9 protein-coding genes and 2 pseudogenes are annotated in these 14965 nt (G+C 59.3%); 5 read left to right on the forward strand and 6 right to left on the reverse strand.

Translation table 11 applies throughout. The features are described from left to right. Positions 1 to 45: 45 nt before the first annotated feature. The 4 genes and pseudogenes from M0654_RS21790 to M0654_RS21810 form a co-directional block, all read right to left on the reverse strand. Positions 46 to 3248, reverse strand: a pseudogene (locus M0654_RS21790) (efflux RND transporter permease subunit). Further along, positions 3245 to 4392, reverse strand: a pseudogene (locus tag M0654_RS23005) (efflux RND transporter periplasmic adaptor subunit). Before M0654_RS23005 ends, M0654_RS21790 begins: the two co-directional pseudogenes overlap by 4 nt. 112 nt (positions 4393 to 4504) lie before the next feature. Then, entirely contained in the window at positions 4505 to 4900 is a 396-nt protein-coding gene (locus M0654_RS21805; RefSeq protein ID WP_248684893.1) for a tautomerase family protein, read from the reverse strand. A 193-nt stretch (positions 4901 to 5093) separates the two neighbouring features. Further along, positions 5094 to 7385 (reverse strand): FdhF/YdeP family oxidoreductase, encoded by a 2292-nt coding sequence (locus tag M0654_RS21810; protein WP_248684906.1) that lies wholly within the window; start codon positions 7383 to 7385, stop codon positions 5094 to 5096. A 347-nt stretch (positions 7386 to 7732) separates the two neighbouring features. Between M0654_RS21810 and M0654_RS21815 the strand changes: the two genes are divergently transcribed. Then, entirely contained in the window at positions 7733 to 8308 is a 576-nt protein-coding gene (locus tag M0654_RS21815) for a hypothetical protein (protein ID WP_248684894.1), read from the forward strand. A 221-nt stretch (positions 8309 to 8529) separates the two neighbouring features. Here M0654_RS21815 and M0654_RS21820 read toward each other — a convergent pair whose 3' ends face one another. Further along, the gene (locus tag M0654_RS21820) at positions 8530 to 10308 is read right to left on the reverse strand and encodes a cytochrome c biogenesis protein DipZ (protein WP_248684895.1); all 1779 of its coding nucleotides are present in this window, start codon (positions 10306 to 10308) and stop codon (positions 8530 to 8532) included. A gap of 239 nt (positions 10309 to 10547) precedes the next feature. Here M0654_RS21820 and M0654_RS21825 point away from each other — a divergent pair, with 239 nt between their 5' ends. From M0654_RS21825 to M0654_RS21840, 4 genes are all read left to right on the forward strand, one after another. Continuing rightward, positions 10548 to 11594, forward strand: a complete 1047-nt coding sequence (locus tag M0654_RS21825) for an alpha/beta fold hydrolase (protein WP_248684896.1) — start codon at positions 10548 to 10550, stop codon at positions 11592 to 11594. Between the two features lie 110 nt (positions 11595 to 11704). Then, positions 11705 to 12445 carry a response regulator gene (locus M0654_RS21830; RefSeq protein ID WP_248684897.1) on the forward strand — a complete coding sequence of 247 codons (741 nt, stop codon included), beginning with the start codon at positions 11705 to 11707 and terminating at the stop codon, positions 12443 to 12445. Beyond that, entirely contained in the window at positions 12442 to 13761 is a 1320-nt protein-coding gene (locus M0654_RS21835) for an ATP-binding protein (protein WP_248684898.1), read from the forward strand. The genes M0654_RS21830 and M0654_RS21835 overlap by 4 nt, the downstream gene beginning before the upstream one ends. A gap of 153 nt (positions 13762 to 13914) precedes the next feature. Continuing rightward, positions 13915 to 14331: an organic hydroperoxide resistance protein gene (locus M0654_RS21840; RefSeq protein WP_248684899.1), complete on the forward strand. Its 417-nt coding sequence runs from the start codon at positions 13915 to 13917 to the stop codon at positions 14329 to 14331. Between the two features lie 375 nt (positions 14332 to 14706). On the opposite strand, the gene M0654_RS21845 is transcribed toward M0654_RS21840, so the two are convergent. Next, on the reverse strand, positions 14707 to 14965 hold a 259-nt coding region (locus tag M0654_RS21845), incomplete at its 5' end, for an SH3 domain-containing protein (protein ID WP_248684900.1).

A 14965-nucleotide genomic window follows, 5' to 3' on the forward strand; every position in this document is an offset into this window, starting at 1 on the left:
AACTACACGCTTGAAAATGGGAAATTCTGATCCGCCAGATTACGCCTAACCCCGAACGACTTTGTCTTGGCTTTCTAACGTTAGGGCATCTTCTTCGATTTCCTGCTCCGGTGTCCGGTGCTTGTATTCGGCCCTTAAGAGCACGTAGAAAACAGGCGTGAAGAATAATCCGAAAACCGTCACGCCGAGCATGCCACTGAAGACAGCAGTGCCGAGAGACTGTCGCATCTCCGCGCCTGCTCCCTTCGCGAACATCAACGGAAGCACGCCGAAGATGAAAGCGAAGGCGGTCATCAGGATCGGGCGAAGGCGGAGCCGGCACGCTTCGACTGCGGATTCGACTGCGGTATTTCCTCGCTCCTGCGCCTGCCGGGCGAACTCCACAATCAGGATCGCGTTCTTCGCTGCGAGTCCTATCAGCACGACGAAGCCGATCTGCGTTAGTATGTTATTGTCCTGTCCACGGAGGTAAACGCCGATTAGCGCTGCCAGCACAGCCAGGGGTACGATCAGGATAATCGCCAGAGGCAGTACCCAGCTCTCGTACTGGGCCGAAAGCGCCAGGAACACAAAGATGACCGAAAGGGCGAAAATCCACACTGCGCTGCCGCCCGTATGCGTCTGCTGGTACGCAAGCTCAGTCCACTCGAAGGTGGTTCCTCGGGGAAGAGCCTTGGAAGCTATCGCTTCAATCTTCTCGATCGCCTCACCTGTCGAGAAGCCCATCGCGGCGTTGCCCTGAAGGGGAACCGACACGTACATGTTGTATCGCTGCACGAGCGCTGGGCCGCTTGTCTCACGAATCTCGGCGAGCGTTCCCAGCGGAACCAACGCCCCGGCCGCGGATCTGACCTTCAGATCGAGGATGTCTCCCTTCTCCATACGGAACTGTTCGCCCGCCTGCGCCCGCACTTGGTAAACATGTCCGAAGGCGTTGAAGTCGTTCACGTAGGAGATGCCCAGGTTGCTCGACAGCGTGTCGAAGATGTTTGGTATGGTCACATTGAGGTATTCGGCCTTATCACGATCGATATCGACGAAGAACTCTGGAGTAGATTCTGAGAAAGTCGTGAATACGCCGGTGAGCCCCGGCGTCTGGTTCGCAACGGCTCCGATCTGCCACGCAAGGCCAAGCGCACGGGTCATGGTGGAGTTTTCCTGGTCCATGATTTGCATCTTGAAGCCGCCCGAATTTCCAATCCCTTGCACGGGCGGCGGCGGAATGGCGATGATGAACGCCTCATCGAAACTTTGAAGTTTTGAATAGAGTGTTCCAATGATTTTTTCAGCGGTATGGCCCGCCTCCAGTCTTTCCTCGAATGGCTTGAAAGGCGTGAAGACAACACCTGCGTTGGACGCGTTGGTGAAGGTCGCGCCGCTGAAGCCTGCGAATTCTACGGCGTTGCCGACGCCAGGGACGTTCCTCGCAGCGTCCGCGACATCGCGGATCACCGAGTCGGTCCTTTCGAGCGATGAGCCTTCCGGAAGCTGAACTATGACGATCGCGTAGCCCTGATCCATGACAGGGATGAAGCCGCTCGGTACCTTGGTGCTGATGAACCATGTACCCCAAGAAGACCAACGAAGGCCAACATGGCGCCGCCGACTCGTATTCGGCTCCGGACAATGAAGCGGACGATCGAAGAATAGGCGTTGCTTAAGGCGTCGAAGCCCCGGTTGAACCCGCTCGCAGCTCCTCTTACGAAAGTTGAAATGACATTCGCCCGTTCAGCATGGTTCTCATGCTTCTTCAGCACGATTGCTGCCAGCGCAGAAGAGAGAGTCAACGAGGTGACCGCAGAAATAGCCGTCGCGACGGAGATGGTTACAGCAAACTGTCTGTAAAATTGCCCCGGAATGCCTGGTATGAACGCCGTGGGCGCGAAGACTGCTATCAAGACCACCGAAATCGCTACTACGGCCATCCCCACCTCGCTCATGGTCGCATGAGCGGCTCTGCGCGGGCTCATGCCGTTGGCAAGATGGCGCTCGATGTTCTCCACTACGACGATGGCGTCGTCGACCACGATCCCGATCGCTAGTACAAGACCGAATAGCGTGAGCATGTTAAGCGACATGCCGAAGATCGAAAGGAAGGCAGAGGTGCCGACAAGCGATACCGGAATGGCCACGATCGGAATGATCGAGGTGCGCCACGACTGTAAGAAAACGAAGACGACTATCGCGACTAGAACCACCGCTTCGGCGATCGTCCTGTTGACTTCGTAAATGGATTCGGAGACGAATTGGGTCGTGTCGTAGACGACACGATATTCGAGGCCCGGCGGGAAATCCTTCGAGAGGTCCGCCATGATGTCGTTAATTTGCCCAGCAGTTTGAAGGGCGTTGGTACCCGGCCGGGCGAAGATTCCTAGTCCTATCGCCGGGTTGTTGTCCAGGTAGCTGTTGGTCACATAGTCCTGTGCACCAAGTTCCACGCGAGCGACATCTTCGAGCTTGACGAGACGCCCGTCTGAGGTAGCCTTCACGATGACCGAGCGGAATTGTCGCTCATCTGAAAACCGACCGTCGGCGCGAACCGAATACTGGAACGCGTTGTTGTTTCCCGCGGGTGGTGCTCCGATCGCACCTCCGGATACCTGCACGTTCTGATCGCGCAACGCGCCTACCGCGTCGGCGGCCGTCATGTCGTAAGCAGACAGCCTCCGGGGATCGAGCCAGACACGCATGGAAAATTGGCGTTCGCCAAAAATCTGCACGTCGCCGACTCCGTCAATACGTACGAGCACGTCTCGGATGCGGTTTCGGGCGTAGTTCGAGGCATAGAGCTGGTCATAGCGTCCAGTCGGCGACAGGATGTGGATCACCATCATTAGGTCAGGCGAACTCTTGGCGGTGGTGACCCCGAGCCGCTGGACCTCTTGAGGCAGACGGGGCAGGGCGACAGCCACTCGGTTCTGAACGAGCACCTGCGCCGTGTCGAGGTCCGTCCCAAGCTTGAAGGAGACCGTCAGCGCCATGTTGCCATCGACGCTCGAGTAGGAGGACATGTAGAGCATGTCCTCCACACCATTTACCTGCTGCTCTATCGGTGCCGCGACGGTGTCGGCGATAGTCTGCGGATCCGCGCCGGGATACGACGTCCTTACCACGATCGTAGGCGGTGCGATCTCGGGGTATTGCGCGACCGCAAGGCCGAGATAGGAGACCGCTCCAACGATCAGTAGGACCAAGGAGATGACCGAAGCGAAGATCGGTCGGTCGACGAAGAAGTGCGGGAACCTCATCGTACGGCCTTATTTGTCACGGTCGCTGCCGCTGAACTTGCAGGAACATCTGATCTGATTTCCAGTGGTAGTTCCGTGTGGACGGGGTTCACCTTTGCGCCGGGCCGAACCCGGACGACGCCTCCGACTACAACGCGTTCATCGCCCTTGAGACCAGCCTGGACAACCCTGTAGCCGTAGATCTTCGACCCTAGTTGGACCGGCACGCTTCTGATCGTGCTGTCAGCGTCGAGCACATAGACAATGCGCTCGTTCTGATCTGCCGCGACAGCTTCGTCAGGTATCAGGATTGCCTCATAGGGGCTCGAGGCTTCGATCTCGACGTGACCGAACAGGCCCGGTTGGAGCGTGTGGGAAGGATTGGCAAATCGAGCCCTGGCTCGCAGTGTGCCGGTTTCAGGATCGATGCTGTTCTCAGCGAAGTCCAGCGTCCCGGAAAAGGTGGGCGACCGCTCGTCCGCCAGCCGAACGACCACCTTCAGACCACCCGCTCCTTCCTGCAGGTATGTGTCGTTCTTGTGCGCGGCATTCGCGTAGTCGAGCAGGCGTCGCTCGTCGATGTCAAAGTAGAAATGGATAGGATCCGTGGCAACGATGGTCGTAAGTTCGGTTTGATCGGGTTGCACGAGATTTCCGACTGAGACGAGGTGACGCCCGATCCGACCGCTCAGAGGCGCCATGATTTTACTGTATGCGAGATCGAGCCTGGCGCGCGCTCGACGTTTGCCTCCGCCCCCTGCAGGTCTGCTCGAGCGGAGTCGAGTTCTTTGCGACGGTCGTCGAGGGCGGAGACCGTCGAGCTGCCCGATTTCACCAGAGCTTGGACGCGGTCGAATTCAGTCTGGGCATAGGTGAGGACCGACTGAGCAACCGCTAGCTTGGCACTCGATTCACTCAGCGTGGTGATAAACGGTCGCTGGTCGATCACGAAGAGCTGGTCACCCTTCGTGACCCTCTGGCCGTCCTTGAAGTCGATCGCCTCCAGATAACCGCCAACGCGCGAGCGGACTGAAACCTTTTCGGACGCCTGAAAGCGGCCGATGAAATGGTCCTTGTCGACGATCTTCCTGACCAACGGTCGTGCCACTGACACTTGGGGTGTCGATGACGCATCCTGGCCATGAGCAAGCGAGCCCGAGAACATGACGGAAAGGAGCAGGAGGCGGTGCAAGGGGGTGTTGCGAAAACGCATGGAATTTCCTCAAGCGATCTGGTTGGGAAGCTACTGTGACTTATGCTGCCACGCCGGACGGTTGTTACGTCGGAAGGGCACCGGTCAGAAACTGCGCTTCGCCCCCGCCGAATGACCAGTCGGCGTCAGTGTTCTCTACGAGCGCCACCACAAGGTCTGACGATGGCAAGCCGCAGCGTTCCGCGAGCAACTCCGCTAGTCGATTGTAGAGGCTCTTCTTTTCTCCAAGGGACCGAGGGCGGGTCGTGATCTGGACGATGACGATGCTCTCGCTGCGCTTGAAGCCGAGGCCCGTGTCCAGTGCCACGATCTGAGACGGAAGGTGCTCCGTGAGGATCTCGTAGCGGTCGGAGATGGGAACTCCAAGGCTGTCCACGACCGCTTCATGTACGGTGTCCAGCAGTTCATTCAATTCTTCCGGGGAACGTCCTCTGACGACATCTAGTCTGACGATTGGCATCTCTTGCTCCCGTTCTACACGTATCGAGCGCTCCAATTCTTACCAGAGGACCGTAGCTGCGGTGGCGCCCGGCGTATTTTTAGAAACCATCACTCCGTTCGAGGCCTGTCCGCCCCTTTGGGCCTGATACGATCCCGAGGGTCGTGCGCGGACTAGAACGGCGATGCACTTCGGGCCGCAGATGTGGCGGACATCAGCCTGCTGCTGCGACTGCGATTGGAATGCCCTTGAAAGCCGGCGTTCCTGACAACCGATCGAAATGGTTGAGGGGAATTACAGCATTCATCTCAGGATAGTAGCCAGCCACCGATCCCCGTGGGAGATCGTAGGCGACTGCGATAAATCCTCTTACTGACCGGGTTCGCCCTACATCTTCGTTGATGCTGGTGACGTCGACCCTGTCGCCGTCGGATAAGCCTCGTTCGGCTAAATCGTCCCTGTTCATGAAGACCACGTCTCGGCGGCCGAATACGCCACGATATCGATCGTCGAGGCCGTAGACGGTGGTGTTGTACTGATCGTGGCTTCGTAGGGTCGTCAGTACCAATGTGCCCGGATCGTCTAGTAGCGGATCCTCCCTAAGGCCAGAAGCAACCACGAAGGTCGCCTTTCCACTAGCGGTGTTCCATTTGCGGTTCGATGGAGGAATGTCGAGCCGGAAACCACCCTTGAAACGGACGCGCTTGTTAAAGTCGGAGAAGATCGGAAAGACCTCCTCGATCTTGTCCCGGATGCGGTCATAGTTGGCGACCATTCCGCCCCAGTCGATGCCGTACTTGGCACCTAGCGTCGCCTTGGCGATACCAGCGATGACGGCTGGCTCCGACTTCAGAAGTGGACTCGGCGGGGGCAGGAATCCACGAGAAGCATGTACTACGGACATCGAATCCTCGACGGTGACCGACTGCGGTCCCGATGCCTGAATGTCTAAGTCGGTGCGACCGAGGCAGGGGAGGACAATCGACGTCTTTGCGGTCAGGAGATGGGAGCGGTTCAGTTTAGTGGCGATGTGGACCGCCAGGTCGAGCTTCCTCATCCCATCGGCAACCAACTCGAAGTCGGAAATCGCGACCGCGAGATTGCCACCGAGACAAACGAGCGCCCTTGATTTTCCGGAGATGATTGCCTGGATGGCCTGGATAGCGTTGTGTCCCTTCAAAGTGGGAGCACGAAATCCGAACGCCCGCTCTAAGCCTTCGATCAGCGTCTTGTCTGGAGCCTCAGTGATGCCGACGGTGCGGTCTCCCTGTACGTTCGAGTGCCCACGGAGAGGGCAGATGCCGGCGCCTTCTCGACCGATGTTGCCTCTAAGCATCAGGAGATTGGCGATCTGTTGGACGTTGAGTGTTCCGCGGCTTTGCTGAGTGACACCCATGCCATAGCAGAGGATTACACTCTTGGCCCGGACATAGGTCTCCGCTGCTCGAAAGAGGGCCTCCTTCGACAAGCCTGAGCATCGGACGATGTCTTCCCAACTCGTGCTTTCGAGATCAATCCTCAGTTCGTCTATACCGAGGGTGTGTTCAGCGATGAACTGCCGGTCAAGGACGCCGCCCCCGCCGCGCGCGAGATCTTCTGCATCGCGCTCGAACACACGCTTCATCAGCCCCTTCAGAGCGGAAAAGTCGCCCCCGATTCTGATCTGGTAGTATTGGGAAGCGATGGGGGTCGAGGAGAACGTCGCCATTTCGATCGGGTTCTGCGGGGCGGCGAACCTCTCGAGCGCCCGCTCCCTGAGCGGATTGAAGACGACAATCGGCACACCGCGTCGTGAAGCGTTGCGCAGCGTCGTCATCATCCGCGGATGGTTGGTCCCGGGATTATGACCAAAGCTGAAGATAGCGTCGCAGCGGTCAAAGTCCTCTAGGGTCACTGTACCCTTGCCTATGCCGATCGATTTCGGGAGGCCGACGCTCGTTGCCTCGTGGCACATGTTGGAGCAGTCGGGGAAGTTGTTCGTGCCATACGCCCGAACGAAGAGCTGATAGAGGAAAGCGGCTTCGTTCGACGCCCGCCCGGACGTGTAGAACTCGGCTTGGTTTGGGTCCGGGATCCTGTTCAGTTCCGCGCCGACGGTTGAGAATGCCTCAGACCATTCGATCGGCTCGTATCGATCCGTGTCGTGATTGTAGATCAGCGGGTGCGTGAGGCGACCCTGGTTTTCGAGGTCGTGATCAGTCCAGGTCCAGAGAGCTGCAACGGAGTTTTCTTGAAAGAAGCCGGGGTCCGCTCGCTTTGCGGTCGACTCCCATGCGATGGCTTTCGCACCATTTTCGCAAAATTCGAAGGACGAAGTATGCTTCGGATCCGGCCACGCGCAGCCGGGGCAGTCAAACCCTTCGGGCTGGTTGGCCTTGAGCAGGGTCGTGGCACCCTGTCCGACGATCTGCTGGCGCTTCAGGGTTCGTACCACGGCCTTCAGTGCGCCCCATCCTCCGGCAGGCTCCTTATCGGCTCGAATACCTTTTGGACGCTTGTCTAGCATCTTTTTCAACACCATCCTCGGTCGAAGCTAAGGAATGGTAACAGCAGAATCCCACTGACGGCATTGTACTGGGGTATCGGGTCGAGAAGTCGCCGTCGGGAATTGCATCGCAACGCCGGACTGCCCGACCGCCTCTCGATGATCGGCCAACAGGCGAGCTAAAGGGGCTGACGTGCACCACACAAACAAGCCAAAACCCTCAACCCTCCCGTCATGCATCCTCCCAGCCTGCTTCGATTCCGGACTGAGGTGGACGGGCTAGATAGAGAAATTCTCACAAGTTCCATGCATGCTTCGACACCTATGCCACTCGTCAGTTGAGGCCTCAACGAACGAGGAGAGTCGCGATGACGACGATTGGCAGCACCAACACCTATTACGCATCTTCCCTTTCTAACGTTTTTGGCAACAGGAGCACCAACAAGGCTGGTAGTGAGAGCGGCGATCCTAACAGCCTGATGCGGCATCCGTCGTCCGGAGGACTCACGGGCAGCGACCCGATGTTTGGAGCCAAACTTGCCGACATGCTGTGGTCGATGGAGGGCCAAGGTGTCGAGATCGACCAGAGTGCCAACGATGCCTTTCTTGGTAAAGCGCCCTCCACGACACCCGAGGACGAGTTCATGGACCTGGCAAGCAAAAGCTTTGCCGAACGTATCCGGGAACAGTATCTCGATGCACACGGCCTGACTGAAGACGACCTGAAGGCAATGTCGCCAGAAGATCGCGAAGCGATCGAAGCCGAGATCCGCAAGGCGATTCTTGAAGCCATGGGTGTCAATGGTCAGAGGCAGGAAGCCGGGATGAACATTGGTGCTGGTGCGTTGGATGCTCAGGCCGGCGATCGCCAAGCGGGAACAACCCGCCCCGTTGCGAACACTAACCGGCAGGATGGGAACGACGACCCGCTCCTGTCGCCCTGATCAGGGCCTGATGCGACCTGTCGATCACGCAGAAGCGGTCATAGCCGTGGTCACCTCGACCCTCCATTGCGACCACTGATATGATCTTGGTGGGAGTGCGACTGTCGCCTTACGTCGTACTCCCACTGTTAAGGCACGCTCAGAGGGCTTGGCAGTCGCAGAAAGCTTGGAAGTATGATAATCTGATAACTAGTCTCTCGCCAGCGAGTGGAGCGGGTACTTCAGCCGAAAGTAAATGCGTAAGCTTCGACGCCGGAATCAATGAATCGGATGTTGAAGGTCCTTCCTTCCACGTCGCCGGACTGGCGGACGAGTTGGTATAGCCTGGTCGCGGCTACCGTGCCGTAGCCGTCGGCATCGACATCGGCGCCATGGTCGGCTCCGGGCGCTTTGCCGTCGATCGTCACGCGGAAGCGGACGGGCTTCCCGGATGCCCCGGGCCCAAGGACCAAATGCAGGTCGCGGGCGCTGAAGCGATAGGCGATGCCGCCTTCCGGCTGGTCGAGGGTCGCCTGCTCGGCACCGATGGTCCAGGTACCCGAGAGGCCCCATTCGTTGAGGCTAGGTTCCTCCACCGAGTATTCGCGGGGCGCATCAGCGCGCAGGGTTTCTCGCGAGGTGAAGTTGGTGGCGCGCTTGTAACCGAGATACGTTTCGCCCGAACGGATATTCTTCAGATCGGGGCCTGCTTCCGCACCCTTAGCATCCGGCGTCACGGTGGAGCTTGCGGCCATCTCGCCGCCGGCTTCGCGCAGCAGGTCCTGGATTGCGCGCTCGGTCTGGTAGTAGTTGCCTTCGCCGAAGTGGTGGTAGCGAACCTGACCCTTGGCATCAATGAGATAATGGGCCGGCCAGTAGCTGTTCTCGAAGGCGCGCCAGATTCTGTAGTCGTTGTCGACCGCGACCGGATAGTCGATCTGGAAATCGCGAACGGCTTTCCGGACGTTGTCGAGATTCTTCTCGAAGGCGAATTCCGGGGCATGTACGCCGATCACCACGAGGCCCTGATCCTCGTATTTTTCGGCCCAGGCACGGACATAAGGCAGCGTGCGGATGCAGTTGATGCAGGAATAGGTCCAGAAATCGACGAGCACGACTTTGCCTCGCAACTGATTAATATCGAGCGGCGGCGAGTTCAGCCATTCGACCGCGCCGCTCAGAGAGGGCGCTGGGCCTTCGATCGACAAATCGCTGCGGAACGGCCCTGAGGTGTCGGCGGAAGCAGCCATCGTGCCATTGCTGGCGAATTCGCTTGGTACGCCGGAGGTTGTCTGATCGGTATGCAGCCGATCAAGCACGGCCTGTTCGAGGGATGTGGTGCTAGCATAGGAAAGCCCCGCCAAAAGGCCGCTATCCAGGCCCAGGGCGATGACCGCGACTCCAAAGAGGACGGCCGTGCCCAGAGCCTGACGGATGCGTTCGGTGACGCGAAGTGATCGCTTCATGCCCGCAAACACCCTGCCGCCAACGACCACGGCGACTGCCAGCGAGGTTGCGGCGCCCGAGGCATAGGCCGTGAGCAGGAGTGTGGTCTGGAGGTTGACACCTTGTAAGGCCGCTCCCGTCAGTACGAGGCCGAGGATTGGCCCCGCGCAGGGCGCCCAGAGCAGGCCGGTGGCGATGCCAAGGATAAGCGAACTCGCCGCGGTCGGTGCTACATTTGTCCTGCCGGAAGCGGTTAGCAACCTATTGCCAAAGTCGACGATCGGCTGGGTAATCATAGCCGCGACATGGGGCGAAAGCATGCTGGCGCCGAAGATGGCGAGGAGAAGGAGCGCTGCAAGGCGACCATATTCATTGGCGTGAATGGCCCAGCTTCCGCCGACAGCGGCAAGAGTCGCGACAAGCGCGAACGTGGCGGCTATGCCGAGGAGCATAGGCAGCGTGCTGCGGACAAAGGGCTGCCCGGCGCGGGCGAAGACGAAAGGAAGGATCGGGAGGATGCAAGGGCTGAGAATCGTCAGCGCACCTCCGAGATAGGCAATGATAAGATGAGTCATCATCGTTTCCTTTAAAATCGGGTTAGGCCTCTGGACGGCGATGCGGCTCGGCCAACAGCAGGGCCATCTGGTCGACCTGACGTATCCCGGATGTGTCCTATTTCGACGGAATTGTATTGAAACGTATCCTGACGGCTGGATGCTACATCCGCTTTCGATAGAGGGGAGGGCGGGACCCATCAGGAATACATGCCACTAGCTTTCTACCGATCGTGATCAACACGGATCGGATAGAATCCATGTGCAACGAAATCAATCATCACCGCCGCCGTCTCTTCGGCATGGCCGCAATGATCGTCGCCGCCGTCGAATTCGGCGTCACTTCCAAGGCGAGCGCGCAGCCGAATGCGGGACTGCCTCTGGGAGCAGCCAAGTCCGACGGACACACCTCATTCGAGGTGCTGAAACAGATCGACGCGGGCGTGCTGAGGGTCGGCTATGCGGAGGCGGGCCCGGCGGACGGTCCGGCCGTCCTGCTGGTGCACGGCTGGCCTTACGACATCTATAGTTTCGTAGAGGTCGCGCCGATCCTCGCATCTGCCGGCTATCGCGTCATCACTCCCTACCTTCGCGGCTACGGCACGACGCGCTTCCTGTCGGAAGATACGCCGCGCAATGGCCAGCAGTCGCCGCTTGCCGCCGACATGATCGCGCTGATGGACGCGCTCGCTATCGGAGAGGCGATCGTCGCCGGCTATGACTGGGGTGCGCGCACGGTCAATATCATGGCGGCGCTATGGCCGGAGCGTTGCACGGCGATGGTCTCGGTAAGCGGCTATCTGATCGGAAGCCGGGAGGCGAACAGGAAGCCGCTGCCGCCGGCGGCGGAGCTTTCCTGGTGGTATCAGTTCTATTTTGCCACCGAACGCGGCCGCCTCGGCTATGCAGCGAACACGCGCGAGTTTGCCAAGCTGATCTGGCGGACGGCCTCGCCGACCTGGAATTTCGACGATGCGACCTTCGAGCGATCGGCCGCCGCGTTTGAGAATCTGGATCATGTCGCGATCTCGATCCATAACTATCGCTGGCGGCTGGGGCTCGCGGAGGGGGAGGCGAAATATGACGCCTATGAAGAAAAGCTCGCGATGGGACCAGTCATCACCCTACCCACGATCACGATGGAGGGCGATGCCAATGGCGCCCCGCATCCCGATCCGGCGGTGTATGCCAAGAAGTTTTCCGGGAAGTACGAACATCGCAACATCGGCGGCGGTATCTGTCACAACCTACCGCAGGAAGCGCCCCAAGCGTTCGCCCAGGCGGTTATCGACGTCGCCAAATTCTAGGAAGCCGTCGGTTGCCGCAGGAGAATTCTCCGCTTCGCGGAGGTCGATTCCACGGGTAAGAAGAGCGGATCGAGCCGCCATATCGACCGGAAGGATCTGAAAGGCAGTCCATGGAGCACGTCGACCATATCCTTATCGTCGATGACGACCGCGAGATCCGCGAGCTGTTGTCGTCCTACTTGAAGAAGAACGGCTTGCGGGCCTCCGTGGCCGCCGATGGCCGCCAGATGCGCAGCTTCCTGGAAGCGAACGCCGTCGATCTGATCGTCCTCGACTTGATGATGCCGGGCGACGACGGCCTGGTACTCTGCCGCGAACTGCGCGCTGGCAAGCACAAGGCGATCCCAATCCTCATGCTGACGGCCCGCAGTGACGAGACGGACCGTATCATCGGCCTTGAGATGGGAGCCGACGACTATCTCGCCAAACCCTTCGCCGCACGCGAACTACTAGCACGCGTAAGGGCCGTGCTGCGCCGGACGCGTATGTTGCCGCCCAACCTGCAGATCAGCGAAGCCGGGCAAGTGCTGGCATTCGGCGACTGGCGGCTCGACACCGTCGGCCGCCACCTCATCGACCGTCAGGGCACAGAGGTAACGCTGAGCGGCGCCGAGTACCGCCTGCTCCGCGTCTTCATCGATCATCCTCGGCGTGTCCTCAACCGGGACCAGCTTCTTAATCTTACCCAAGGGCGGGACGCCGACCTGTTCGATCGTTCCATCGACCTGCTGGTCAGCCGGCTGCGCCAGCGGCTCGGCGATGACGCGCGCGAACCGACTTACATTAAGACCGTTCGCAGCGAAGGATACGTGTTTTCCGTTCCTGTCGAGATATCGGAGCCACGTCCATGACGGCCAAGGGCCTCGCACGTGCACTGCCGTGGCCAAGTACGTTGCGCGCGCGGATCTTCGTCATCCTGTTCACTGGGCTGGCAATCGCCTATGGTCTCTCATTCAGCGTGCTTTACCGCGAACGCTACATTTCTGCGAAAGCCATGATGCTAGGTACGCTTGAAAGCGATGTCGCCACTTCCATCGCCATCCTCGACCGTTTGCCGGAGAACGAGAGAGCAAATTTCACCGATTGGCTGAGCCGGAGCAACTATCGGTTTGTGCTAGGCCACGGGATTAAGGGTGTGCCCGACAGATCAGATCGAAGCACCGAAATTGCCGCCCGGGTAGAAGAGGCAGTCGGCCATCGCTTTCCCATAAGAGTCGAGTCCATTCCCGGTGACGTGATGCGGCTTCAGGCGCATCTGACGCTTAGTGACGGCAGCCCACTGACTATCGATATTACGCCACGCGGCGTCATGCCAGTCGCACATTGGCTGCCTTATGTTTTCTGCTTGCAAATGGTGCTGCTCGTTCTGTTCGCCTGGCTCGCCGTCCGGCAGGCGACCCGGCCGCTGGGGATGCTTGCCGCTGCCGCGGATGCGCTCGACCCCAATCGACCGGAACCTGCTCTCAGCGAAGAGGGGCCCACCGAAGTAGCCAACGCGGCGCGTGCCTTCAACGCCATGCGCGAGCGCATCGCCCACTATCTCGAGGAACGTGTGCAGATTCTTGCCGCAATCTCACACGACCTCCAGACGCCGATCACCCGCATGCGGTTGCGCGTCGACATGGCAGACGACTCAGCCGACAAGGACAAGTTGATCAGCGACCTGCGCGAACTCGAACGTCTAGTGCAGGACGGCATCTCCTATGCCCGCAGTTCGCATGGCAGCGGCGAAAAGACCTCTCGCATTGATCTGGCCTCCTTTGTCGACAGCATCTCTTACGATTACCAAGATACCGGGAATGCGGTAACGGTTGTCGGCATCGTGCAGGGAATCGCGTCGACCAAGCCGCATGCGCTCCGCCGAATCCTCACGAATCTTATCGATAATGCTCTCAAATTTGCTGGCAGTGCTGAGATTGAGGTCGGGCGACTTCAGGATGGAGGCACGGTTATCACCGTGCTAGATCGCGGGCCGGGCATTCCTGAGGAGAAGCTGGAAGCGGTCACGCAACCATTTTTCAGGCTGGAGCAATCCCGCAATCGCGAAACCGGCGGCACGGGGCTCGGCCTTGCGATAGCTCAGCAGCTTGCGGGCACCATCGGTGGCACGATCCGGCTCTACAATCGTGTTGGCGGAGGCCTCGCGGCGGAAGTCACTTTCGGCTAGTTGAAGTAGCTTCTGTGCGGGAGCGTTTCTCGCCCCCTGCAGCTACGCTCTGATACACTTCGGATGTTGTGGAAAACATCCCGGACACATCCGTCCTTCAAACCGCTCCCGTCTACTGACGTCGCCCTAAGCGACAGAACAAAGGAGTGTCTCATGACGATGATCCAGAAGGTTCTCTATACAGGCAAGACCCACACGACCGGGGGACGCGACGGCTTTTCGCGCAGCGACGATGCCGAACTCGACGTCAAGCTGTCTCCTCCAGGCACCCTTCAGCCGGGCACCAATCCGGAACAGCTCTTCGCGGCCGGCTGGTCGGCCTGCTTTATCGGCGCGATGGGGCTTGCCGCGGGCAAGCGCAAGCTTAGGCTGCCGGCCGACACGGCCGTGGATGCGGAAGTCGATCTCGGCACCACCGACGGTGCCTATTTCCTGCAAGCCCGCCTGAATGTCAGCCTTCCGGGCCTCGATCCCGAGCTTGCCCGTACGCTCGTCGAGGAAGCCCATCAGACGTGCCCTTATTCGAAGGCGACGCGCGGCAACATTCAGGTCGCGCTGCATGTCGCGTAGCCTTCATTCCACGTCCGGGAAGACGACGAAGCGCACTATCATTGCCGGCATGCTGGCGATTGCGGTTTTTTCGGCGCCTTGTGCCTATGATCCGTTCTCCACAGAGCCGTCTCCACTTGGCGGTCTCGTTGCAATGGTCTTGTTCGCGAAGTAACCCAGCGGAATCTCTCGTAGCAGGATCGGCTCTGAAAGGCCGATCCTGCTACGAGAACTTTTGCCGAAGGGAACGCCGTTCCGACAGTCGCCATCCTGTTCTGTTCAAGTTAAGTACTTCGGTCAGATCGGCCGCGGCCGCGTCAAGTCACGCTTCTGACGCCAGCTTCGCTCGCATCGGAAAAGGTCCGGTTCAGTGAATCCTTATTGCCTGAATGCCGATCATTGTTCGGCAAGCGTCGAAGTCGCCATCCATCCAGTCGTGCTGCCGTTCACTTGAACGCGGCTCCAGCCTCCGTGGGATTCAATGACCGAGACGGCGATCCCCTTCTGGATAACTGTGATCACCGCATGCTTGGTCCCAGGCCCCTCGCGCAGATTCACGGCCGTCTGCGTGTAGCGTACTACCGCCCGTCCTGGGTTGTCGCTTTCGATTGGTGTTGATTTGCACTGAGAGCTGACCCGGGATTGCGGGAAATTA

It is taken from the genome of Neorhizobium turbinariae (assembly GCF_023223505.1).
Lineage (GTDB): Bacteria > Pseudomonadota > Alphaproteobacteria > Rhizobiales > Rhizobiaceae > Neorhizobium > Neorhizobium turbinariae.